A 20,926-nucleotide genomic window follows, 5' to 3' on the forward strand; every position below is an offset into this window, starting at 1 on the left:
CTGCTCACGCCGATCACGCTCCTCGGCTGTCAGCCCACCGCCATCGGGATACCTCACCCCTCCGGCATAGCGCAGCCGACGCCAACCGTCACGACCAGACGTAACCCGCACCGTTAAAGATCTCTAGTAGCGTGCCGTTGCGCCGCATAATTTCACCCAATGATGAGTTTTCTCTGGAATCGGTACAGCACCCAGACCAACTGCTCGGCGAACTGGACGATCAAGGGCACCGGCTCGGCCGCAAGCCGAGCGGTAAGGGCCGCAGTGAGGCCATCAGTCCCAGGGTCAGGCTCAGCCGTTCGGAATTCCTCGATCAGCGTCCAGAACGCGTCCTCGCCCATACTGGCAATCATGGCACTCGGATCCGACAGCGGGAGGCTGCCGACTGTCGCGAATGGTGCACCGCAAGCGCACCAGATTGGGCGGGGAACAGCGGGGGATCAAGGTGCATCAGCCCAGGTCATCGCCCGAGCCGTCCTCAAATGCCCGCAGCTTCCCAAGCTGAGGGCGCCGCACCGTTGTCACGGGCCGGTTGTCGCGGCTTGCTCTGGTCGACGGTCCGGCAGCGTGGTTGAGGCGGGTGGGGGTGCAGCGAGGCATACGCGCGCCTAGTCGGTCGGCTAACCCGCCATGGTGGCGGGCTGTCATCGGCTGAGGATCAGGCCGAACAGTGTTTGGCGGCTTCATCAGCGAAAGCGCAGAGCATCCCGATGAACTCCCGGTACTCGTCGGGGTCTTCGGGGTCGTCGCGTGCCTTGCTGGCCGGCCCGTCGATCCACTGCTGCCAGAGTCCGCCCGGGACGAGGAACCGGGCCGTGCGGTCGGCACCGAGCTTGGCGTCGAGGAACAAGAGCGCGCCAAGGGCGTCCGTCTGGTCGTAGTCGAGGTCAAGGCGAGGCAGGTAGCGGTCGAGGTAAGCGACCAGGAGGTCGGCGTCGGCGGAGGTGCCGAAGGTGGCCAGGGCGACGCAGTACGCCTGCCCCGCGAAGGGCCCCGCACTGGCGAGCAGAAGTTCGCCGAGACGTTCCCGGAACTCGGTTCTGCCGGCAACGGCGATGAGCCAGGCGGCCGTTCCCCTCTCGCGCCATCCTCGGTCGAGCAGCACGCCCAGTTCACGAGGACTGATCTCACCGGCAGCCTCGCCCAGCTTCCGCATGAACTTGGCTCGGTCGCGCCCACTCATACCGAGAAGTGCGCCGCCGAGCTTGAGATACCGACGGTCGCGCGTGACATAGCGGCGAGTCAACTTGAGTATCTCGTACTCTTCACGGGTGCAGCGCATGCCAGCATCCTTGTACGGACGAAGGTGTCAGACCAGCGATCCCGCCGCTCAGGCGTTTCAACCCTGCGTGTCTCTCCGTCTCAGTTTCCGTCTCGTTCAGCCCAGTTCACGGCCGTTCAGGAAGGACCGCACGCAGGGCTCGTCTCCCGGTCCAACCGCCCATGAACCCAGGTGAACACCCCTGTACGGTGCCCCCGGTGACACCACCACAGTTGGAAAGCGTGTTGGGGGCACCCCCTCACGAGTTCGAATCTCGTATTCTCCACCAGTGCCTCACCAGGCAGGATGTTGATGGGCTCCACCGTTCGCGGTGAAGCCCATCAACGTTGCCCTCAAGCCTCGTTGTCCTGATTTTTGTCCAAAGCCGGGGTTTCCGGGGCCCAGATGGCTTCAGCAATCGTCGGGGCCACGTCCTTCAGCCTCGCGTCCGGCACATGCAGGTACCGCGCTCGCAGCAGCGCACCAGTCCTTTCAGGACTCTCCTGTCGGCCCCGGGTGAACGGCGCCCCTCTTCTCCCTTGCCCCGCAGGAGGGCAGGATCTTGGGTATGAGGATTCTGGTCTTGGGTGGCACGTGGTTCCTGGGCAAGTGCGTCGTCGAAGGAGCGCTGCTCCGTGGCTGGGATGTGACGACGTTCAGTCGTGGCCAGTCCGGTCGCGATGTACCGGGAGTGCGTGCAGTCCGCGGTGACCGTACGGAGGTCGGGGATCTCAACCGGCTTGCTGCCCAAGGACCTTGGGACGCGGTGATCGATACGTCGAGTTCCGAGTTTCCGCCGCGCGACGTGCGGCTGGCCGCACAAGCCCTGCGCGACGCGGTGGCTCGATGGGTGCACGTGTCCACCGTGTCGGTGTACGCGGGGTGGCCGCACGACAGGTTGACCGAGGGGTCCGAGGTGCTGGAGTGTCCGTCGGACGCGGACGAGTCCTTCGGTTACACCGGCGCGGACGGGTCGCCCACCAAGTACGGGTTCCAGAAGGCCGGCGGGGAGCGGGCGGTCGCCGAGGCGTTTGGCGATGGGGCGGTGTTCCTGCGGCCGGGGGTCATCCTCGGGCCGGGTGAGTACGTGGGCAGGCTGCCCTGGTGGCTGAACCGGGCCGGCCGGGGTGGACCGGTGCTGGCGCCTGCTCCGGCCGACCGGATCATCCAGCCGGTCGACGTGCGCGATGTCGCGGCCTTCGCCCTGGAGCAGGCGGCTGCCGGCAGCGGCGGCGCCTACAACCTGGCCCATCCGGAGGGGATCGGGTTCGGAGACTTCCTGCTCGCCTGCCTTGCCGTCACCGAGTCGGACGGCCACCCGGTGTGGGTGGAGCCCGAGGTGCTCATCGAGCACGGGGTCCGGCAGTGGACCGAGCTGCCCCTCTGGCGTACCCACGCTGGCGTGTGGTCGGTGGACTCCAGCAAGGCGGTGGCGGCCGGGCTGCGGTGCCGCCCGCTGACCGAGACGATCACGGACACGTGGGCCTGGCTGCGGGCCGACGGGCGTCCGGTGGATCACCCCCGCTGGGCGGAGCACGGAATAGCCTCTGAAAAGGAGGCCAAGATCCTCGCTGCTCTGGCCTCCACCTCCTGAGTCGGCTCATCCCTCCAGGACGGCCACCGCACCGGCTCCCACGCCGAGTTGGTGCTGAGCGGCGAGGCGGCTGAAGTGTTCCAGGCGCTCGCCCATTTCGTCGGCGAGGGGCGCCCGTCGGAACCGCTCGTCGGTCAGTGCGCGGCGGACGCGCGTGGTGCGGGTCAACAGACCCGTGGCGCGCTGCTCGCCCGGCACGATCCAGACGCGTTCGAGAGCGTCGGCGGCACCGTCGAGGTCACCGCACAGGAGCCGGGCTGCGGCCAGGTCCGCGGCAGCCCCACCCACGACGCGTGCGGAGCGGAGGGCCTCGGGCTTGCCGGTCACCAGATCGAGTGCCGTGCGGGCAGCGGCCTCGGCCTGTTCGCCGTCGCCGAGCAGCAGACAGGTCGAGGCGTTGGACATGGCCAGTCGGTCGGCGGGGAAGCCGAACTCGCCCGCCACGCCGTCGTGCAGGTCGTCGATGTGCCCACGGCCTTCCTGCCGAGAGGCGTTGAGCGCCTGCTGGGCCGAGGCAGCGTCGCCTCGGTGGCCGTGCGCGCGTGCCTCGATGGCCGCCAGGCGACGGTGTGCGACGTCTCCGAGCCCAGTGAGCATCTGGGCGCGCTGGGCGATCTGCGCTGCTTCGGCGGGCCGGTCGGAGAAGTAGGCGATGTAGGCGAGGACACCGCCGCTGAAGGCCCGCAGCGGGGTGAAGCGGGCGGTCTCGCCGTACAGAGCAGCGGCCCGGGCGAGACGGGTGGCGCCGTCGAGCGAGCCGAGGTCGAAGGCTGCGGCGGACAGCAGGGCGCAGGCTTGTCCGGCGATGATCAGCAGGTCCTGCTGCTGGGCGGGGACCTGGGTGTGGTCGCGGTGCTGTTCGGCTTCCTCCCTCAACTTCCGCGCGGTCTGGAGGATTTCGAATGCCGAGAAGGAGTGGTAGCGGCGGGCGAGTTCGGCGACGTCGTCGCGCAGCTGGTCGACTGTGGTGTCGGAGATGGACGCGGAGGCGGCGGCACCGGCCTCGTTGGACGCGTCGCGTGCGGTCATGTCGATCTCGTCCTTCAGGCTGAACGCGGGTACGGGTGACTCGGTTGAGGGAGGCGCCTGAAACAGGGCGGCGGCGCTGACGCCGAACATCTCCTCCAGTACCCGGCAGGCGTCCGGGCCGGGCAGGGTCCGGATGGCGCCCGCGGTCCAACGGCGGAACTGCGCCTCGGAGATCGTCGGGTTCGCGGTGCCCTTCTTGATGACCTTCTCGGCGGTGCGGGTGAAGTGGCCCACGAAGTCGCCGTAGCGCCAGTGACGTTGGGCCACCAGGGCCTTGAGCAGCGTCCTGGGACGTTCATCCATCATCGGCCCCTCTCGGCCAAAGAAGACCACTGACCAACCATCGTCGGCCTTTGGTCTGCGGCTCCTTCGCATGCAGGGGACCCCGGCATGCGAAGGAGCCGCAACCGCCTTGGAGCAGACGACACTTCGAAGCTACCCGCGTGCCACGTGCGTCACCTGGAAGAGCGGCAGACGCTACCCGCTGGGCCATGGCGACGACATCCGCACCGGCATCACTCTGATCGCCGTCACCGAGTGCGAAGACGCCAGCACTGGCGACGTACTCGTCGCAGAAGGCGCCCCGTCCGAACAGTCCGTCTCTTCCCAAGGAGCACCGCCGTGAAGCAGGAAAGCCCCCCACCGGCCTTCCAGGACAGACGGCCGCTCTCCCACCGGCCGCGCGGCCAGACCTGGGCCGTGCGATTACCCGCGAAGCCATCGACAACTCCGGCCGGTGGACCACGCGTTAACGCTGCTCTGGGCACCTTCGACAACAGCACACGGACGGTACGGCGGGTCCGGGACACTCTGCACAGGTGGGCATGATGACGATTCCCCGACCAAGTACGACCGCCGGCCACGTCCTGAGAGCGATCGCCATCCCGTTGGAATCCGACCCGCGCGCGGCATCCAAGGCACGTAGGACGACGCGCGACACCCTGACGTCCTGGAGCCTGGGCGACCTGGCCGACGACATGGTCCTGGTCGTGTCGGAGCTTGTGACCAACGCCGTGCAACACGGCGAGGGCCCCATCGTGATGGTTCTGCAGCAGCGAGACGACACCATCCTGGCCGAGATCGCCGACACCTCTCCCGGCCTGCCGGTGCCTCGCACCCAGTCCACCGAGGGTGAGTCCGGCCGCGGGTTATCCCTGGTCGAGGCGTTCTCTGACGACTGGGGATGCCGTACGCGACGAAGCCGTAGGGGCAAGTGGGTCTGGTGCAGCCGATCGCTGAGCCCCGTGGCTACCTCACAGGTGGGCCAACCCGCACTTCCGGAAGCTGCGTCGTGCCTCTACCCGGAATCGACGCGAGCACCGCTGCTGGACACGGCTGGGACCCGCGTCGCCACAGGCTCGGCAGACATCGCCGAGAAAGAGAGAGCTCGTGAATAACGTCCCCGACATGACCACCCACCACGAGGAAGCCCCCGCAGCCGCACAGCAACTCCGCGACGCGATGGTCCGAGAACTGATCGAACTCGACGCCGCCCGTAGCCCGCATGTCGTGGCCGCGTTCCGCAAGGTCCCCCGGCATCTGGCCACCCTCGAACTGGACCTGGCCACGGCCTATCAGACGGAGTACGCCGCGATCACGAAGAAGGACTCCGACGGCGTGGCCATCAGTTCGGTGTCCGCCGCCCGCATCCAGGCGATGCAGATCGAACAGGCCGACCTGCGGCCCGGTATGCGGGTACTGGAGATCGGCTCCGGCGGCGTCAACGCCGCCTATATCGCCGAGATCGTCGGCCCCGAAAGCCTCGTCGTCACCATGGACATCGACCGCGACGTCACCGCACGCGCTGAGAAGTTCCTGGCGGAGACCGGCTACGACCAGCAGGTGCGCGTCGTCACCGCCGACGGCGAATACGGCATGGCCGACCACGCTCCGTACGACCGCATTCTCGTCACCGTCCAGGCCGCCGACATCCCGCCGGCTTGGACCGAGCAACTCGTCAACGGCGGCCGCATCGTCGTGCCCCTGCGGATGCGTGGCATGACCCGTACTGTCGCGTTCGTCCGCCACGGCGACCAACTGCTGAGCGACAGCGTCGAGTTGTGCGGCTTCGTGCCCATGCAGGGCGTCGGCGAGAACCGCGTTCGCCTGGTCCTCCTGCACGACGCCGAAGGCGAAGAAGTGGGCCTGCGTCTGGATGGTCACCCCGAGCCGGACGCCGACGGACTGCGCGCCGCCCTGCGCAGCCCCAGCGTCAAAGCATGGTCCGGAGTGACACTCGCCGGCGACGAGTCCAGCGAGCACCTGGACCTGTGGCTGACGACCGCACTGGACAACCTGCCGCTCCTGGCCGCGACACCGGCCGCCCGCGACCGCGGCCTGGTCGCCTCGGCGTCGCCCCTCGGCGTGCCCACGCTCGTCGACGGGGACAGCTTCGCCTACCGAACCGTGCGCCGTACCGACACCCCGGACCGGTTCGAGCTCGGCGCCATCGGTCACGGGCCGCAGGGCCAGAAGGTCGCCGAGCGCCTGGTCGAGGAGATCCAGGTCTGGGACCGCGAGCACCGCGGCGACCGAGCCCGAATCGAGATCCACCCGGCGGGCACACCGGACGCGCAGCTTCCCTCGGGCCGCGTCGTCGACCGCCCGCACACGCGGGTCCTGATCACCTGGCCGTAGCGCCGACAGCGCCTCGGGTCGGGTAACAAGGCACATCCCACCCATCCACACAGGAGGAATCGAGATGGCACCGCAGGGCAGCACCACGCTCAAGGCCGCTACGGACTTCACGTCCGGCACCGATACGGACTTCGACCTCGACATCGAGACCATCGCGTCAGCCCCAGTCGTGCCCGGCCTGCTGAACGACACCGGCGACGGCTGTACGTCCACCTGTCAGTCGGCCTGCTCCAACAGCACCTGCATCGGCGGCTGATCAACCGCTGAGGGGCGGGGCCAAGTTAACCGGCACCGCCCCTCGCCACACGAGACGACGAACGAAGGAGGCATTGCGATGTACGACGCCGTCGACGCGGTTCTGATCAGAGCAACCGTACGGCCGCTGACTGCCCCACAGCCTCCCTGGCCGGACCTCGGCGGCAACGCCTCCGGGGACATCGAGCGTTGGCGGGAGTGGATCGGCGAGGTCTGGGCGGACGAAGCCATAGTGGCGGCCATCAAGGTCGCCAGCCCGCTGCTGGTCGAGGCCGTGCACGGCGTACTCGACGGCCGTAACCAGCGGCCTCGCACCGTCCGGCGCGCTGTCATCTCGCTGATGCGCTACCTGTTGCGGATGCAACACCGCGCCACGCCCTTCGGTCTGTTCGCCGGCCCCGCGCCCGTACAACTCGGAAACCGCGCCCAGGTGCGATGGGGTACCGAACACCAGGCGTCCGTCCGAGCGGACGCCGAGTGGCTCACGGAGATCGTCACCGCCCTGGAGCAGAACACCGACCTGCTGCGGCGCCTGCCCGTGATCGCCGATCACACCTGCGTCGTCCGGGGCACCAGAATCGCCGTACCGCACCAACCGGGTAGGGACGGTCCTGCCAAGGTCACCCTGCGCCGCACCCCCGCTGCCGACGCAGTCCTCGAACTCGCCCGCGCGCCGATCGCTGTCGAGGACATCGTCGCCAAGCTACAGGCGAGCTACCCCAGCACACCCACACCGGTGATCGAGGGCATGGTTCGGGACCTCGTCGCCCACCGGATCCTCATCACCAGCCTGCGGGCGCCCATGACCTGCGACGACGCACTCGGCCACCTGGTGGCCCAACTCGACTCTTTCAGCACAGGTCTCCAGGCGGAGACAGCCGGGCACCTCCGCCGGATCCACCAGCTCCTGATCCGCCACAACCACGCTCCGGCCAACGAGCAGCGAACCCTCCGCAGCGAGGCCACGAAGCGCATGACAGCCGCGACCGGCGTGAACGGGCGGACCCTGGTGGTGAATCTGCGGCCCGACTGCGATGTCGACCTGCCCACCGCGGTCGCACGGGAAGCAGAACGGGCCCTCCAGGTCATGGCCCGTATCTCGCCCTACCCTGACGGGCCTCCGGCCTGGCAGGACTACCGCGCCCGCTTCCTGGAGCGCTACAGCATGGGCGCCCTCGTGCCCGTCCGCGACGTCACCGACCCCGACATCGGCCTCGGATTCCCGGCCGGCTACCGCGGCTCCCTCCTCAAGCGTCCCGTCCAGGCCACCACCCGCCGGGACGAACACCTCCTCGCCCTCGCCCAGGACGCCGCGATCAACCAGGCACGCGAGATCACGCTGGCCGAAGAGGACCTCGCCGCGCTCGCCGTCGGCGAGGTCACCCAGGTCCCCGCCCATGTCGAGCTGTGCTTCTCCGTGCTCGCCACCTCCCTGAGCGCCCTGAACCAGGGCCGATACACGCTGAGCCTCGCCGGGCTCTCCCAGGCGGCAGGCACCACGACCGGCCGATTCCTGACCCTGCTGGAGCCGGCCGACCGCGACCGCATGACGTCCGCGTACGCGTCCCTGCCGACACTCACCGCCGACACGGACCGCGTACAGATCTCCAGCCCGCCGCTCCGGCTGCGCACCCAGAACGTCAGCCGAGCCCCCGACGTCGTACGGCATGTGCTCTCGCTGGGCGAGCACAACCTCGCCGCCACGCTCGACCTGGACGACCTCGCCGTGACTGCGGACTCCCAGCGCCTCTATTTAGTCTCGCTGTCCACCGGCCGACTCGTCGAACCGTCGGTGATGAACGCCGTCGAACTCACCAACGCCACCCACCCGTTGGTCCGCTTCCTCACCGAAGTGCACCGCTCACACAGTGCGGTACTGGCTCCCTTCGCGTGGGGAGCAGCCGCCCGGCTACCGTTCCTGCCCGAGGTCCGCGTCGGCCGCACCATCCTCTCGCCCGCCTGCTGGCGCCTCAGGACGCGCGACCTCGTTCACGACGACCGTCCCGACTGGCTACGCCGCTTCACCGACTGGCGCTGCCGCTACGGCGTGACCCGCACCGTGTTCCTCGGCTCCGACGACCAGCGCCTCCGACTCGACCTCGACCACCCCACCCACCAACAGCTCCTGCGCATGGAACTGGAGCGCACCGGCACAGCGACGCTGCACGAGGCGCCCGAGGAGGGGGTGTACGGCTGGCTCGGCCGCGCCCACGAGATCACCATGCCGTTCGCCTCCACTGTTCCGCCAGCGGTCCACCACCCCCGAACGACAGCGGTCGTACGGCGCGACAGCAGCCGCCTGCCGGGCACTTCGGCATGGGCGTACCTGAAGATCTACTGCCACTCCGAACGCACCCCGGAGATCCTCACCACTCACCTGCCCACGCTGTTGCAGAACCGGGAGGGCAGCGAACCGTTGTGGTGGTACGCGCGCTACAGCGATCCAGAAACCCACCTGCGCCTACGGCTCCGGCTGCCGAACCCGGACTCCTTCGGCACCACCGCACAGTACGTCGGAGCCTGGGCGGCGGCGCTCCGGGACGACGGGCTGATCCGCCGTATCCAGTGGGACACCGACGAACCGGAGACCGGCCGCTACGGCACCGGTGACACCCTGGCCGCCGCCGAACACGCCTTCGCCGCCGACGCCTCGGCCGCGATCGCCCAACTGATGCTCGGCCTTCCGCCCCGTCTGCAGTCGGCTGTCACTGCCGCGAGCTTCGTGGACATCGCCGCCGCCTTCACCGACAGCCCGGCAGCCAGGAACCACTGGCTGACCGAACATCTACTCAAGGGAGAGGGCGAGATGCCTTCGCGTGATCTCCAAACCCTTGCCATACAACTGACCACCCCGGACAACGACTTCGCCGCACTACGAGCCCTGCCCGGCGGCGAACACGTCGTCGTCGCCTGGGCCCACCGCCGCCGCGCGCTGAAGACGTACCGGACCACGCTCGCCGACCACGGCGCCGAACCGACCGCCGTCCTGCCCTCCCTGCTGCACATGCACCACAACCGCGCAGCCGGCATCGATCCCGACAGCGAGGCCATCTGCCGCCGCCTCGCCCGCACCGCCGCCCTGTCCTGGAACGCGCGCACCGAAGGAGTACCACGGTGACCAACGCCGTCAAGCAGGACAGCGCCTTCCGGCAGTCGCTCGCCCACGGCCCTCTCGGCATCGCCCTGCTCCACATCGAGCACGCCCGCCAGGGCAATGGATCGTGGCAGGACGTCCACCGCCAACTCGCTGCCGTCGGCCCTCTGTTCGACGGAGACGCAGCGGGCCTCTTTCTCGGCGCACCCGCGATGACGTACGTCCTGCACCTGGCCGCCGCCAGCAGCAACCTGTACGTCGGCGCCCTGAACACCCTCGATCGGATCGTGACCACCCATACCCGCCGCCGACTGGAAGCAGCCCGCACCCGCATCGACCACGGCCGACCCGCAAGCTTCGCCGAGTACGACCTACTACGTGGCCTCACGGGCCTCGGCGCCCTCCTCCTGCGCCGCGCTCCCGACGGTGCAGAGATCAAAGCCGTCCTCGAATACCTCGTGCGCCTGACCGAGCCGCTCCCTGGCCCCGACGGGCGCCCCCGGCCCGGCTGGTGGGTGGGCCACAGCCCCGTCGACCTCGGCACCCCCACCCCCGGCGGCCACGCCAACGCCGGGCTGGCCCACGGCATCACCGGACCCCTGGCTCTCCTCGCACTCGCCCACCTGCGCGGCATCACCGTGCCCGGCCACCAGGAGGCAATGATCCGTATCTGCCGCTGGCTGGACCGGATACGCGTCAGCGACCACCGCGGAACCCGATGGCCACGCTGGATCACCGATACCACCGCGAGCCCCGTGCGCCCAGCGGCGCCGTCCTGGTGTTACGGCACCCCCGGCCTGGCCCGCGCCCAGCAACTCGCCGCCCTCGCCCTGGGTGACACGGACCGCAGGCTCATGGCCGAACGAGCGCTCCTGCACTGCCTGTCCGACTCCCTCCAACTCGACCACCTCACCAACCGCGGTCTGTGTCACGGTGTCGGCGGCCTCCTACGTGTCGTCCAACGCGTCGCCATGGACGCCGACGAACCACACCTCTTCACCGACCACCTGCCCCAGCTCACCCACCGCTTCCTCTCTGTAGGTCCTCCCACAGAGTCCGGGTTCCTGGAAGGCGCAGTCGGCGCGGACCTCGCCTTCGAAGACGCCGAAGCAGGCACACCGATGGGCGGCTGGGACGCCTGTCTGCTTCTCATCTGATGCCCGCCGCTGAAGGATTCTGGATGGATCCACCGCACGACAACAGCGCCGTCGAGCAGGCCGTCCTGGCCGTCCTCACCGGCGCCTCGATCACGGAGGCCGCCGCACGAGTGGGCTCGTCCGTGGATCTCCTTTCGGAGGCCGCCGAACGGTACCGGGCGGCTGGGCAAGCCGCCCTCAACGCACAATCCGAACCGGCCCATTGGCGACAGGTGAACATCGAGTTCACCGACTACTCGACTGCCGAGCGCACCTTCTACGCCCACCTCCTGCCACTCCTGCGACAGCAGACGGCGAACGGAACGCTCGGCGACTGGTGGTTCGTACGCAAGCACCCCTGCTGGCGCCTACGAGTCGTCCCCTCTTCTGCGACGACTGCCGAGGACATGGCGCGGCAGATCGGCGAAGCCCTCGACAACGCGGTCTCACGGAGCTTGGTCAACCGCTGGTGGCCATCACCGTACGAGCCAGAAACCACAGCCTTCGGCGGCCCGATCGGCGTAGGCATCGCCCACAACCTGTTCCACACGGACAGCGTCGGCGCCCTCGACTATCTACACCGCAACAGCACGGACGATCGTGGTCTCGACGCCAAGGCAACCTCCCTCCTCGTCGTCAGCCTCTTCCTACGCGCCGCCGGCCAAGAGTGGGGTGAGCAGGGCGATGTCTGGGCACGTGTCGAAGCAGCACGCCCCCTCCCCGACGATGTCCAAGTCGAGCACGTCACCGCAATGACGGGCAGAGTGCACCGGCTACTCGCGATCGACGCCGGATCTGCCCTCGCACTTGACGGTCCGAACGCACCCATCGCCCAATGGGTTGCCGGGATCGAACGTGGCGGCCGTGCCCTCGGCCACGCCGGACGTGAAGGACAGCTCACCCTCGGGACGCGCAGCATCCTGGCCCGGCATGTCCTCTTCCACTGGAATCGTATGGGCTTCATGCTCCGCCAGCAGGCCATCTGGGCACGCGCAGCTCGGGAGACGATCTTGGGAAGTTGACCAAGGAACCTCACCAGACCCGAGCTTCTCAAGTTGAGAGTCAACGCCAAGAATCACGCGGCCCCGCAGGATCCCTCATGTCGAGGCTGTGCCATCGCGCATGCGGCGCGGAAGCTGCTGCCAGTCTTCCAGCGCGCTCTGTATCAGTCGCTGTAGGCGTTCCTTGCCTTCGACCTTGAGCACATCTCGCAGGCAGGCGCATTCGGCCAAATCCCTGTTGCCCACGACGCAGATGTAGATGCCGGCGATCTGTAAGCCCCGTGCCGCTGCCACGAGTTTCGCATCGAAAGGCAGCGGAATCCTCCGGGCCAGCTCTTGGGCAAAGACACGCTCGATCCTGGGGCGCCCCAGCAGACCGAAGAGACCGCCGGCTGCGCGGCCAACGACTTCGTGCAACCTGTCTTTGCCCTTGAGGATGCCACGTGCCAACTCTGCGAGATCGTCACAGCCTTTGCGGCGGTGGCGCTTGACGAGTGTTTTCCACGTCTCGTCCGAGACGTAGTCGGACGCCCGCTCGGCGATGACTGCGGTGCCGCCATTTTCGATGACGTCCAGGCACAACCGTGCGGCTTCCACCGCCTTCTGCTGCTCTCGGGCGACTTGTGTCGTGCGAGGCTGGGGGCGTAGTTGAGGCCGAGCGGCGGCCCTGGGTGTGGTCGACCGTCGCGGTGCTCGGCGCGGGGGCTGGGCCCTCTTCGCAGGTTGTTTACGGGGCGTGGGGACGCGTCCAGCCGGCCGACCGCGATGGTAGTGACACCGCATGTCTGGACCAGTCACTCGGTTCTTGCACAACGTCCCGTCGTCGGTCTGCGCACGGCACCGATACACCATGCCGGAAGTGTGAGGACATACCAAGAAGCCCGACAAGCATGTCTATTTGGCCAGACCGGCCTACGCGCTCCCTCAGGACCAGCGCTCCAACGAGAAGGGGCGGATCTCGCTCACGGCCGCCTTATTCACCCTCGTTCACGGGCGTTCAAGGAGACCTTAAGCGGTCCCCCCGTAGACGGCCAGCCGCCCATGAACCTAGGTGAACGTCCCGCGCCCAACCCGCCCCTCCACCACCAGATCTAGGAACTCCCGAACTTTGTCGACCAATTGGACACAAGCCGGAATGGTCCTCAGTAAACGATCACCCTCCAGCGCTCGACCCACCTCTCCCGACGGCAGTAGGCCCTCCCCACGAGGTCTTCCCGCGGAGAGGGCCCGTTCACGCCCGGCACTCGCATGCCAGTGGGTTACCTGCTGTTCTTCACCGGCCGACGAAACACGTCCCTGATCAGCCACCGCAGCTTGCGGGCCCGTGGGGTCTCGGTGGAGTAGCTGGTGGTGAACCTGATGTCGTTCGCGGTACGCCCCAGGGGCGTACCTTCAGGCGAGTACCGGGTGGGGGGTTGTTCGCCCATGCGTCTCTCCTACGGATTCGGAGACCTGGTCCCGCATCCCTTGCGAAGATCGTTGTCGGAGCGGGTCTTGGGGCCCCAGCCGATCCCGCTGGCGTAGCCCTGCATCACAGGGTAGTAGGTGTAGGTGCCGCCCCCGTCGTCGCAGTCCGTCGACCATCCGTAGTCGATGAAGCTGTTCGAGGTCAGTCCCGTGCCGTGCCAGTTGTTGTAGCCGCGCGGTCCGCTCCACGAGCTGCGCCACATCTGTGTCTGCAGCTTCTGCGAGCCGAACGAGCCGCTGCACGCCTGCGATGTCTCCCACTGGAACCACGCCCCGGCGCCGGCCCCGTGGAACGAGACGTCCGAGATGTACACCGAGCAGCTCGCCGCCGCCGGAGCGGCGGGCCCGGCGGGCTTGGCGGGCTTGGCGTCACCAGCCTTGTAGGTGAAGGAGTACAACTCGCCCTTCGTCGTCCTGCCCCACTCCCCGATGGTGGTCCCCGTCACCACACGGTGTCCGTCCACCATCACGTGCCCCACTGAAGGGTGCGGGTTGTTCGCGGCGTCCGGCGTCACCGCCGAGGCCGACGTGCTGGAACCCAGAACAGCGGCTGCGGCCAAGCCAACAGCCATTACGGACAGGGGTCTTGCTATGCGCATAGGTGTTCCCTCCCGTTTCGATGCCGGTCGGTCGATCCGGCAATAAGGGAACACTAGTTCGAGGACTATAGAGAGCCAGACTCTCGGCGCAGGCTTGGCCGAATCACGATCGCCTCATCTGCACTGAACACCACACCATGGCGCAAAACCCCCTCCGCCCTCGTCGCGCGCACCCGTACCTGGCCCCACAGTTTCAGGCTGAAACTGCACCGTTCGTTGAGGCCTGCTCCCCTCAGAGCCCACGTGGACGACGCCGAGAGCGCTGATCGCTTCATCCCACCTGGAGAGGAGTGACACCGCCTCCCCCGCACGCACCCCAACACCCCACCACCACAAGGGAGTTGCATCCACCCGGTTTAGCGCCCCGACGTACCGACCCGCGCGCACCCGCATCACCCCGACTCCGCCGACCGTACGCCCTCCTCCGCGTCGGCTACCTGCCAGACGCTGGACGCCCGGGCACCAAGCGAACGGGCGAGAGGGGGAGAAACCGTGGGTGAGTGGAAGCAGGGCAAGTGCGGTTGGCCGACGGCGGCCGGACGCCGCTGTCAGAACAAGACGGTGAAGGGCACGGCGCGTTGCCACCTCCATCAGGGTGACTGGACGAAGCGCGGCCAGGCCGAGTTGAAGAAGCGGGCAGGCGTCGTAAGAAGTGATCCGCGCTCGGTTCGGGGCCTCTCGGTGGCTGTTGGGAGGGGGGTGGTGTCTAAGCTTCACGAGCTCCCGGACCGACGTGGCTCGGGGATCTCTTCTGAGCCACCCCCCTTGGTCGCGCGCTCGCCTTTCCGAGACAGCAGACCGACCCAACGCTCCGCAGCGTACGGGCAGCCACTGACAACGCCCGTGCACCACAGAACACCGGACAGGGCGAGGAACAGCGGGGATTCACACCGGTCCGGCAGAATGCGGGCGTGTTCCTCGATGCCATAGATGCTGTGAACTGGTCGGCGATACCCAACCCGACGTGGCATCGCTGCGACGATCCGGAACGGGTCGCTCACGCGCTACGGCTACTGGCGGTTTCCACCACGGTCAACGAGACGGGCGACGCAACATCCGTCCTCGCCGATGGCGGCTTCGTGTGCGGTCACGCGGCCATGGTGTTCCCGGCAGCCTACGCAGCCACCCCGATCCTGCTGGACCTCGTCGAGCACGGCCGGCGTCCACGCATCAAGGACGCGGCCCTCGGACTCCTGGCGAACGCCCTCGACTACCTCCCGACCGCCGGCCACAACCGGGTGGACACTCCCTACGGCACCGACGTCCCGCTCTGCTGTGCCGTGGCACGTCATATTCGCGGCCGTCGCAGCGCTCTTCTCGCCCACGGGATCCGCGGCAGACAACTCCTGTCAGAGGCAGAGCTCCACTGGCGGCTGACCATCGAGGAAGCGGAGGTCCAGCCCGACGGCAGCCTGGCAGCCATCGCCGTCTTCGAAGGCACGTCGTTTCAGGCGCCGGTCGAAGCCGAACTGCACACCTCGTCGGTCGAGCCGCCTGCTCCGACTGTCTGGGTCGACACGCTGACGGCTGATGCCTCAGGCAGCGCGTGCATCCACCTCAGGCAAACACCGTCCGAGGTCACTCCGGGCTCCAGCCTCTACCCGGCTGAATGCGGGCGCCGCGAGCACTGACCGTGATGCCGTCTCGCAATGGCCGCACCACAACCGCACCAGATCGAGTGCCGCTACTGATCGCATCTGCCCAAGCTCAGAGCATCAGCCGGATGTCTGCTGATCCTGCGGCTTCTCCGCTGTTCAGTGCGTTACTGAGCCGGGCCGCGGAGGATGTGCTCGCCGACATCACGGTGATACCCAAGGCCGACAGCAGGGTGGAGTTCGACGCCGGCAGGATGCGAACTCGTAGTGGCATCAGCCGACTTGTCAGCCGGGGCAAGCAACACCTTTGAGAGACCTGCCCCGCGGGAGCAGATCGTGCGCGGCCGGCGCTGGCAGGTCACTGCTTGGTCATCGGCTAAGCCCGACCGTCGGTTGGGTCCCGGACGTGTTCTCCGGGCCGCCCCCGGACAGGTCGGGGATGCAACCATTCCTTACGGAGCTGGAACCCCCGGAAGCCGGCCGCGCGCTTGCGACCATAGTCGTAGGCACTGACAACGGGCCCGCCAGTGATCGCCGTTGGCGCGGGTGGTCTGGCCCATGTTCCCCTCAACGCTCAGCGGACAACCCCCGGGTCACTAACCCGGGGGTTGTCCCCTGCTCAGCCGTACTACGGCAGCTTCACCACCGTGAAGTCATCGCAATACCCCGCCGCCGAACCGGAGTTCTTGTAGCAGTACACCGAAGCCGACGTGTTGGAGACGCCCGTCGTGAAGAAGATCGGTTCCTGGGTGTACGTCGTCGTCGAGCCCCGCAGGTACGTCTCCGTGCCGCCGAAGCTCTTCACGCCGACCGCGACCTCCTCGCCGGCCGTGCCCACCTTCGCCCAGGCCGCCAGCAGGTAACTGCCGCCGGACGTAAGGCCGCTCACCGTCTGGATGGCGCCGCTCGCAGTCACCCCGGTCTGGAGCGAGTACGTGCCGGTGCGGGCGTTCGACGCGGCCACGCTCGACGCCGTGCCCGTGCTCTGGGTCCACGGTGTCAGTGCGCCCGTCTCGAAGCTCGGGTTCGTGACCGTGTTCGTCGACGACGAGAGCGGCTCCACCGCCAGGTCGTCGCAGTAACCCGCCCCCGTTCCACCGGCGTTCTTCCAGCAGTAGACCGTGGCCGTTGTCGACGACGCACCCGTGGTGAACACGATCGCCGCCTGCGAGTACGACGTCGACGCGACGTTCGTGTACGTCTCCGTGCCGCCGAAGTTCTTGACGCCTATCGCGAGCGTTTCGCCGGCCGTCGCCACCTTGCCCCAGCCCGTCAGCAAGTACGTCGTCGACGGGGTAAGGCCCGTCAGCGCCTGGTTCGCGCCGCTGCCGCTCGCCGCTGTCGTCAACGCGTCAGCTCCCGTACGGGAGTTGGACGCCGTCACCGACGACGCCGTACCGCTCGCCTGCGTCCAGGGGGACAAACTCCCCGTCTCGAAGCCCGCGTTGGACAGCAGGTTGCCGCCGGTGCCGTTGTACGCGCCGATGTTGGGGGCCGCCGTAGCGGAAACCGCGTTGCCGTACGCGTCGTAGCCGCCGTTCGATGCGATTACCGCGCCTGCCCTGATCACCGGGGACGACGGGTGGACCTGGTACGCGTTCTTGCCTGTGTACGACGAGGACGTGTTGGCGTTGCCCGCGTTGCGGAACTCCGGGTCCGACGTCACCTTGGCCGCGTCGGACGGTTCGCGGGACGGGTGGTTGCCGTAGAAGAGGTTGTTGGAGTAGGTCGAAGTGCCGGTGGTGGTGAAGTAGTTGCCGGAGCCGTAGTTGAAGATCGCGTTGTTCTTGAAGGACAGCGCTCCGCTGATCGACGTGCCCGCGCGGGAGTAGAGGATCGGGGTGCTCAGGCCGTCCCGCACCGAGAACGTGTTGTTGTAGAAGAGCGGGATCGCGGACGAACTGCCGCTCTGGTTCGGGACTCCGCCTACGAAGTGGAGTACTCCGCCGCCGTGGGTTTGGGTGCCCGATGTCGGGCAGCCGGAGTTGCTGCCGTCGTTCTCGCTGATGTTGTAGCGGACCACCGTGCCGTCGCTGGGGACGGTCGACGTGGGCTCGTTGGCGATGGTGAAGGGGGGCATCACCAGGAGGAAGCCGCCGAGGTTCTGGTGGCTGTAGTTGTACTGGAACGTGGTGTTGTGGTTGCCCCAGTCCACGTCGAAGCCGGTGCCGTCGGCGCCGTTGATGTGGCAGTAGACCTCGTTGTTCTGGACGACGGTGTTGCTGCTGCCGGACATCCAGATGCCGGCCGAGGCGCCGTTGCAGTACTGGCCGGAGGGCGGGCAGGTCGACTTGGCGCCGCCGTAGCCCGCCTTGTTGCCGTCGATCAGGGCGCCGTCGTTCTTGACGACCAGGACGTCGTCCGCGCCGTCGTACGTCATCGTGTTGTTGCGGATGACCGTGCCGGTGGTGAGGCCTGTGCCCTGGCCGTCCGCGTCCGGCGTCACCGCCACCGCTATGCGGTCCACGTGGTCGAAGGTGTTGTTCTCCACGACCACGTCGTTCCACGTGGAGACCGGTGTCGTGTGGTCGGTCTGAACGCCCACGCCCGCGTTCGTCGCGTACCAACCGCCGCCGTAGCCCGCGATGTTGTGGATGTACATGTCGTGCACGCGGATGTGGTTCAGGACGCCGCCGGAGCTGTTCTCGGCCAGGACGCCCGAACGGTAGGCGGGGGACGAGGCGTTGTCGATCAGTTCCAGGCCGCCGATGTCCCAGTACTGCTGGTTCAGGAGGTGGATGACCGCGCCCGTCGCGCCCGCCGCGTCGATCACTGGCTTCGCGCCCGAACCGTACGACGTCATCGAGATGTTGCTGCCCGAGGCGCCCGAACCGCCGGGGGTGAGCTGGCCGGTGCAGGTGGTGCCGGCCTTGAAGAGGATGCTGTCGCCTGCGGTGAAGGTGGTGCTGTTGACGCCGGTCACCGAGTTCCAGGGGCTGGCGCTGGTGCCGGTGCCGTTGGCGGAGGCCGAGCAGTCCACGTAGTAACTCGAGCTTGCCGCCGCCGCGTTGGTCGCCGTGACGGGGACCAGCAGGGCGCCCGCCATCGCGGCGAGCAGGGCGAGGATTCCCGGCTTTCGGCGGGTGGCGGAAAGTGGTCCGCCGGGAGAACCGAATCTGCGACGCTTCATTGCGCGCTCCTTGGATGGGTGGATGTGTCCCTTGCCGCTGCGTGCGGCGAGATTCCCCTCTTCACCAGGCGCGATGACCGGTTGCCGCCGGTGCGCCTGGAGCGTGTGGCGCTGTCCCGACGCCGGATGCGAGGGCGTCGGGGCAGCGTGGAGCCAACAGCTCTGCCGACATCCCTGCCAACAGTCCTGCCATTTACGGAACTTGGGGCTACCAGGAGGCCAGTGAACCGTCCGCGTTGCGCCAGACCGGGTTGCGCCAGCGGTGGCCGCGTTCGGCGGCGGCGCGGACCTTGTCCTCGTCGACCGTGATGCCGAGGCCGGGGGCCGTCAGGCGGTGGATGTAGCCGTCCTGCACCTCGAACGGGGAGGCGTCCGCGAGGTAGCCGAGCAGACCGCTGCTGTCGCCGTAGCCGATGCCCAGGGACTGTTCCTGGATGAGGAAGTTCGGTACGGCGAAGTCGAGTTGGAGGCTCGCGGCGAGTGCGATGGGGCCCAGTGGGCAGTGCGGGGCGACGAGCACGTCGTAGGCCTCGGCCATCGCGGCGATACGGCGGGTCTCCGAGATGCCGCCCGCGTGGCTGATGTCGGGCTGGGCCACCGCGATGCCGGCGCCGAGCACCTCCCTGAAGTCCCATCGGGAGAAGAGGCGTTCACCCGTGGCGATGGGGATGGAGGTGGCGCGGACCACGTCGCCCAGGTCGCGGGTGAATTCCGGGAGGACCGGTTCCTCGACGAACATCGGCAACAGCGGTTCCAGGTACGGCAGTACGCGCCTCGACATCGCTCCGCTGAAGCGGCCGTGGAAGTCGAGGGCCACATCGCGGTCCGGGCCGATCGCTTCCCGTACGGCGGCCACCCGGGCCACGATCGCGTCGATCGCCGCGGGGGTCGCGAGCGGTTCGAGTTGGGCGCAGGGGTTCATCTTCACGGCCGTCAGGCCCTTGGCGACCTGGCCTGCCGCCGACTCGGCGAGTTCCTCGGGGGTCTCGCCGTAGAGCCAGCCGTAGATGCGGACGCGGTCGCGGACGTGGCCGCCGAGGAGTTGGTGCACGGGGACGCCGTGCGTCTTGCCCGCGATGTCCCACAGGGCCTGGTCGATGCCGGCCAGCGCGCTGCTGAGGACCGGGCCGCCGCGGTAGAAGCCGCCCTTGGCGAGCATCTGCCAGTGTTCCTCGATACGGGCGGGGTCCTGGCCGGTCAGGTAGTCGAACATCTCCTCGACCGCCCGGGCGGTGGTGTGGGCCTTGCCCTCCACGATGGGCTCGCCCCAGCCGGATATGCCCTCGTCGGTGTCGACGCGCAGGAAGAGCCAGCGCGGTTCGACGAGGAAGAGCTCGTATCCGGTGATTTTCATGCTGCGGACCTCCGGGTCCTACGGGTATGACGACTACGGGGAGCGGGGAGCGGGGAGCGGGGGGAGAGGGAAGAGCGAGGGAACCGGGGGTCCTACTCCTGCGAGCTGATGCTGCGCCCGCCGTCCACGACCAGGTTCTGGCCGGTGATGAACGACGCGTCGTCGGAGCCGAGGAAGGCGACGGCGGCGGCGATGTCCTCGGGTTCACCGAGGCGGCCCACCGGGGTGCGGGCGGCCGTCTGGGCCCGGTACTCGTCCGGCGCGTCCGTCCACAGACCCGTCTCCACGGCACCGGGCACGACCGCGTTGAACCTGATCCGGCCCGCGTACTCGACCGCCAACTGCCGTACCAGCGCGCTGACTCCGCCCTTGGCCGCCGCGTACGCGGGGAAACCGCTGAAGCCGAGCACCGCGTGCACGGAGCCCGTGACGACCACCGCGCCGCCGGCCGCCGCGAGCAGCGGGACGGCGGCCCGGACGCCGTAGAAGACGGAGTCGAGGGCGAGGCGGAGGTGGTCGTGCCAGGAGGTGTCGTCTAGTTCGTGGATGGCGCCGGGGAGGTTGCGGCCGGCGTTGAGGTGCAGCAGGTCGAGGCGGCCGGTCCACTCCTCGGCCGTGCGGATCGCCTCGGGCCAGGCCTCGGGGGACGTGACGTCGAGCCCCAGGTGACGCGCGTCCCCGCCCTTGGCGCGGATCTCCTCGGCCACTCGCCCGGCACCGGCCGCGTCCACGTCGGTGACCAGCACGGACGCGCCCTCGTCGGCGAGCCGGCGG

17 protein-coding genes are annotated in these 20,926 nt (G+C 68.2%); 8 read left to right on the top strand and 9 right to left on the bottom strand.

The genetic code is table 11. The annotated features are described in order from the left end of the window. Positions 1 to 152: 152 nt before the first annotated feature. Together R6V09_RS19125 and R6V09_RS19130 are read right to left on the bottom strand one after the other, a co-directional pair. Positions 153 to 341 carry a DUF4240 domain-containing protein gene (locus R6V09_RS19125; protein WP_317882623.1) on the bottom strand — a complete coding sequence of 63 codons (189 nt, stop codon included), beginning with the start codon at positions 339 to 341 and terminating at the stop codon, positions 153 to 155. A 317-nt stretch (positions 342 to 658) separates the two neighbouring features. Next, positions 659 to 1,282: a DUF6000 family protein gene (locus R6V09_RS19130; RefSeq protein ID WP_317882624.1), complete on the bottom strand. Its 624-nt coding sequence runs from the start codon at positions 1,280 to 1,282 to the stop codon at positions 659 to 661. A gap of 547 nt (positions 1,283 to 1,829) precedes the next feature. On the opposite strand from R6V09_RS19130, the gene R6V09_RS19140 reads away from it, so the two are divergent. Continuing rightward, the gene (locus R6V09_RS19140; RefSeq protein WP_317882625.1) at positions 1,830 to 2,855 is read left to right on the top strand and encodes an NAD-dependent epimerase/dehydratase family protein; all 1,026 of its coding nucleotides are present in this window, start codon (positions 1,830 to 1,832) and stop codon (positions 2,853 to 2,855) included. A gap of 6 nt (positions 2,856 to 2,861) precedes the next feature. Here the strand turns inward: R6V09_RS19140 and R6V09_RS19145 are convergent, their stop codons facing one another. Then, positions 2,862 to 4,190 carry a DNA-binding protein gene (locus R6V09_RS19145; RefSeq protein ID WP_317882626.1) on the bottom strand — a complete coding sequence of 443 codons (1,329 nt, stop codon included), beginning with the start codon at positions 4,188 to 4,190 and terminating at the stop codon, positions 2,862 to 2,864. 518 nt (positions 4,191 to 4,708) lie between these two features. On the opposite strand from R6V09_RS19145, the gene R6V09_RS19150 reads away from it, so the two are divergent. The 6 genes from R6V09_RS19150 (at position 4,709) to R6V09_RS19175 (ending at position 12,028) form a co-directional block, all read left to right on the top strand. After that, positions 4,709 to 5,281 carry an ATP-binding protein gene (locus R6V09_RS19150; RefSeq protein WP_317882638.1) on the top strand — a complete coding sequence of 191 codons (573 nt, stop codon included), beginning with the start codon at positions 4,709 to 4,711 and terminating at the stop codon, positions 5,279 to 5,281. Positions 5,282 to 5,291: 10 nt separating this feature from the next. Further along, entirely contained in the window at positions 5,292 to 6,521 is a 1,230-nt protein-coding gene (gene fxlM / locus R6V09_RS19155; RefSeq protein ID WP_317882627.1) for a methyltransferase, FxLD system, read from the top strand. A 64-nt stretch (positions 6,522 to 6,585) separates the two neighbouring features. Continuing rightward, entirely contained in the window at positions 6,586 to 6,777 is a 192-nt protein-coding gene (locus R6V09_RS19160; protein ID WP_200678509.1) for an FxLD family lanthipeptide, read from the top strand. A 78-nt stretch (positions 6,778 to 6,855) separates the two neighbouring features. Then, positions 6,856 to 9,894 (top strand): lantibiotic dehydratase, encoded by a 3,039-nt coding sequence (locus tag R6V09_RS19165; protein ID WP_317882628.1) that lies wholly within the window; start codon positions 6,856 to 6,858, stop codon positions 9,892 to 9,894. Then, positions 9,891 to 11,027, top strand: a complete 1,137-nt coding sequence (locus tag R6V09_RS19170; protein WP_317882629.1) for a lanthionine synthetase C family protein — start codon at positions 9,891 to 9,893, stop codon at positions 11,025 to 11,027. The genes R6V09_RS19165 and R6V09_RS19170 overlap by 4 nt, the downstream gene beginning before the upstream one ends. A 23-nt stretch (positions 11,028 to 11,050) precedes the next feature. Next, on the top strand, positions 11,051 to 12,028 hold the full coding sequence (locus R6V09_RS19175) for a thiopeptide-type bacteriocin biosynthesis protein (protein ID WP_317882630.1): 978 nt from the start codon (positions 11,051 to 11,053) through the stop codon (positions 12,026 to 12,028). Positions 12,029 to 12,103: 75 nt separating this feature from the next. On the opposite strand, the gene R6V09_RS19180 is transcribed toward R6V09_RS19175, so the two are convergent. The 3 genes from R6V09_RS19180 to R6V09_RS19190 all read right to left on the bottom strand — a co-directional run bounded on the left by R6V09_RS19180 (position 12,104) and on the right by R6V09_RS19190 (position 13,920). Further along, positions 12,104 to 12,604 carry a hypothetical protein gene (locus tag R6V09_RS19180; RefSeq protein ID WP_317882631.1) on the bottom strand — a complete coding sequence of 167 codons (501 nt, stop codon included), beginning with the start codon at positions 12,602 to 12,604 and terminating at the stop codon, positions 12,104 to 12,106. Between the two features lie 662 nt (positions 12,605 to 13,266). Beyond that, a complete protein-coding gene (locus R6V09_RS19185) occupies positions 13,267 to 13,434 on the bottom strand; it encodes a hypothetical protein (protein ID WP_317882632.1) in 168 nt (55 codons plus the stop codon). Between the two features lie 9 nt (positions 13,435 to 13,443). Then, on the bottom strand, positions 13,444 to 13,920 hold the full coding sequence (locus tag R6V09_RS19190; RefSeq protein WP_317882633.1) for a hypothetical protein: 477 nt from the start codon (positions 13,918 to 13,920) through the stop codon (positions 13,444 to 13,446). 1,064 nt (positions 13,921 to 14,984) lie between these two features. On the opposite strand from R6V09_RS19190, the gene R6V09_RS19195 reads away from it, so the two are divergent. Continuing rightward, complete coding sequence (locus R6V09_RS19195) at positions 14,985 to 15,704, top strand: hypothetical protein (RefSeq protein ID WP_317882634.1); 720 nt, start codon at positions 14,985 to 14,987, stop codon at positions 15,702 to 15,704. Between the two features lie 592 nt (positions 15,705 to 16,296). Here the strand turns inward: R6V09_RS19195 and R6V09_RS19200 are convergent. The 3 genes from R6V09_RS19200 to R6V09_RS19210 form a co-directional block, all read right to left on the bottom strand. Then, a complete protein-coding gene (locus tag R6V09_RS19200; protein ID WP_317882635.1) occupies positions 16,297 to 18,798 on the bottom strand; it encodes a carbohydrate-binding protein in 2,502 nt (833 codons plus the stop codon). Between the two features lie 208 nt (positions 18,799 to 19,006). Continuing rightward, positions 19,007 to 20,152 carry a galactonate dehydratase gene (gene dgoD, locus R6V09_RS19205; protein WP_317882636.1) on the bottom strand — a complete coding sequence of 382 codons (1,146 nt, stop codon included), beginning with the start codon at positions 20,150 to 20,152 and terminating at the stop codon, positions 19,007 to 19,009. A gap of 92 nt (positions 20,153 to 20,244) precedes the next feature. Next, positions 20,245 to 20,926: SDR family NAD(P)-dependent oxidoreductase (locus R6V09_RS19210; RefSeq protein ID WP_317882637.1), on the bottom strand; the 682-nt coding region annotated here is incomplete at its 5' end.

The organism is Streptomyces sp. W16 (genome assembly GCF_033194735.1).
Taxonomy (GTDB): Bacteria; Actinomycetota; Actinomycetes; order Streptomycetales; family Streptomycetaceae; genus Streptomyces.

What these genes read in the sequence shown, in the direction of transcription:
- R6V09_RS19125 (WP_317882623.1), bottom strand. Translation starts at nt 341, where the DNA reads ATGGGCGAGGACGCGTTCTGGACGCTGATCGAGGAATTCCGAACGGCT.
- R6V09_RS19130 (WP_317882624.1), bottom strand. Translation starts at nt 1,282, where the DNA reads ATGCGCTGCACCCGTGAAGAGTACGAGATACTCAAGTTGACTCGCCGC.
- R6V09_RS19140 (WP_317882625.1), top strand. Translation starts at nt 1,830, where the DNA reads ATGAGGATTCTGGTCTTGGGTGGCACGTGGTTCCTGGGCAAGTGCGTC.
- R6V09_RS19145 (WP_317882626.1), bottom strand. Translation starts at nt 4,190, where the DNA reads ATGATGGATGAACGTCCCAGGACGCTGCTCAAGGCCCTGGTGGCCCAA.
- R6V09_RS19150 (WP_317882638.1), top strand. Translation starts at nt 4,709, where the DNA reads ATGATGACGATTCCCCGACCAAGTACGACCGCCGGCCACGTCCTGAGA.
- fxlM (WP_317882627.1), top strand. Translation starts at nt 5,292, where the DNA reads ATGACCACCCACCACGAGGAAGCCCCCGCAGCCGCACAGCAACTCCGC.
- R6V09_RS19160 (WP_200678509.1), top strand. Translation starts at nt 6,586, where the DNA reads ATGGCACCGCAGGGCAGCACCACGCTCAAGGCCGCTACGGACTTCACG.
- R6V09_RS19165 (WP_317882628.1), top strand. Translation starts at nt 6,856, where the DNA reads ATGTACGACGCCGTCGACGCGGTTCTGATCAGAGCAACCGTACGGCCG.
- R6V09_RS19175 (WP_317882630.1), top strand. Translation starts at nt 11,051, where the DNA reads ATGGATCCACCGCACGACAACAGCGCCGTCGAGCAGGCCGTCCTGGCC.
- R6V09_RS19185 (WP_317882632.1), bottom strand. Translation starts at nt 13,434, where the DNA reads ATGGGCGAACAACCCCCCACCCGGTACTCGCCTGAAGGTACGCCCCTG.
- R6V09_RS19200 (WP_317882635.1), bottom strand. Translation starts at nt 18,798, where the DNA reads ATGAAGCGTCGCAGATTCGGTTCTCCCGGCGGACCACTTTCCGCCACC.
- dgoD (WP_317882636.1), bottom strand. Translation starts at nt 20,152, where the DNA reads ATGAAAATCACCGGATACGAGCTCTTCCTCGTCGAACCGCGCTGGCTC.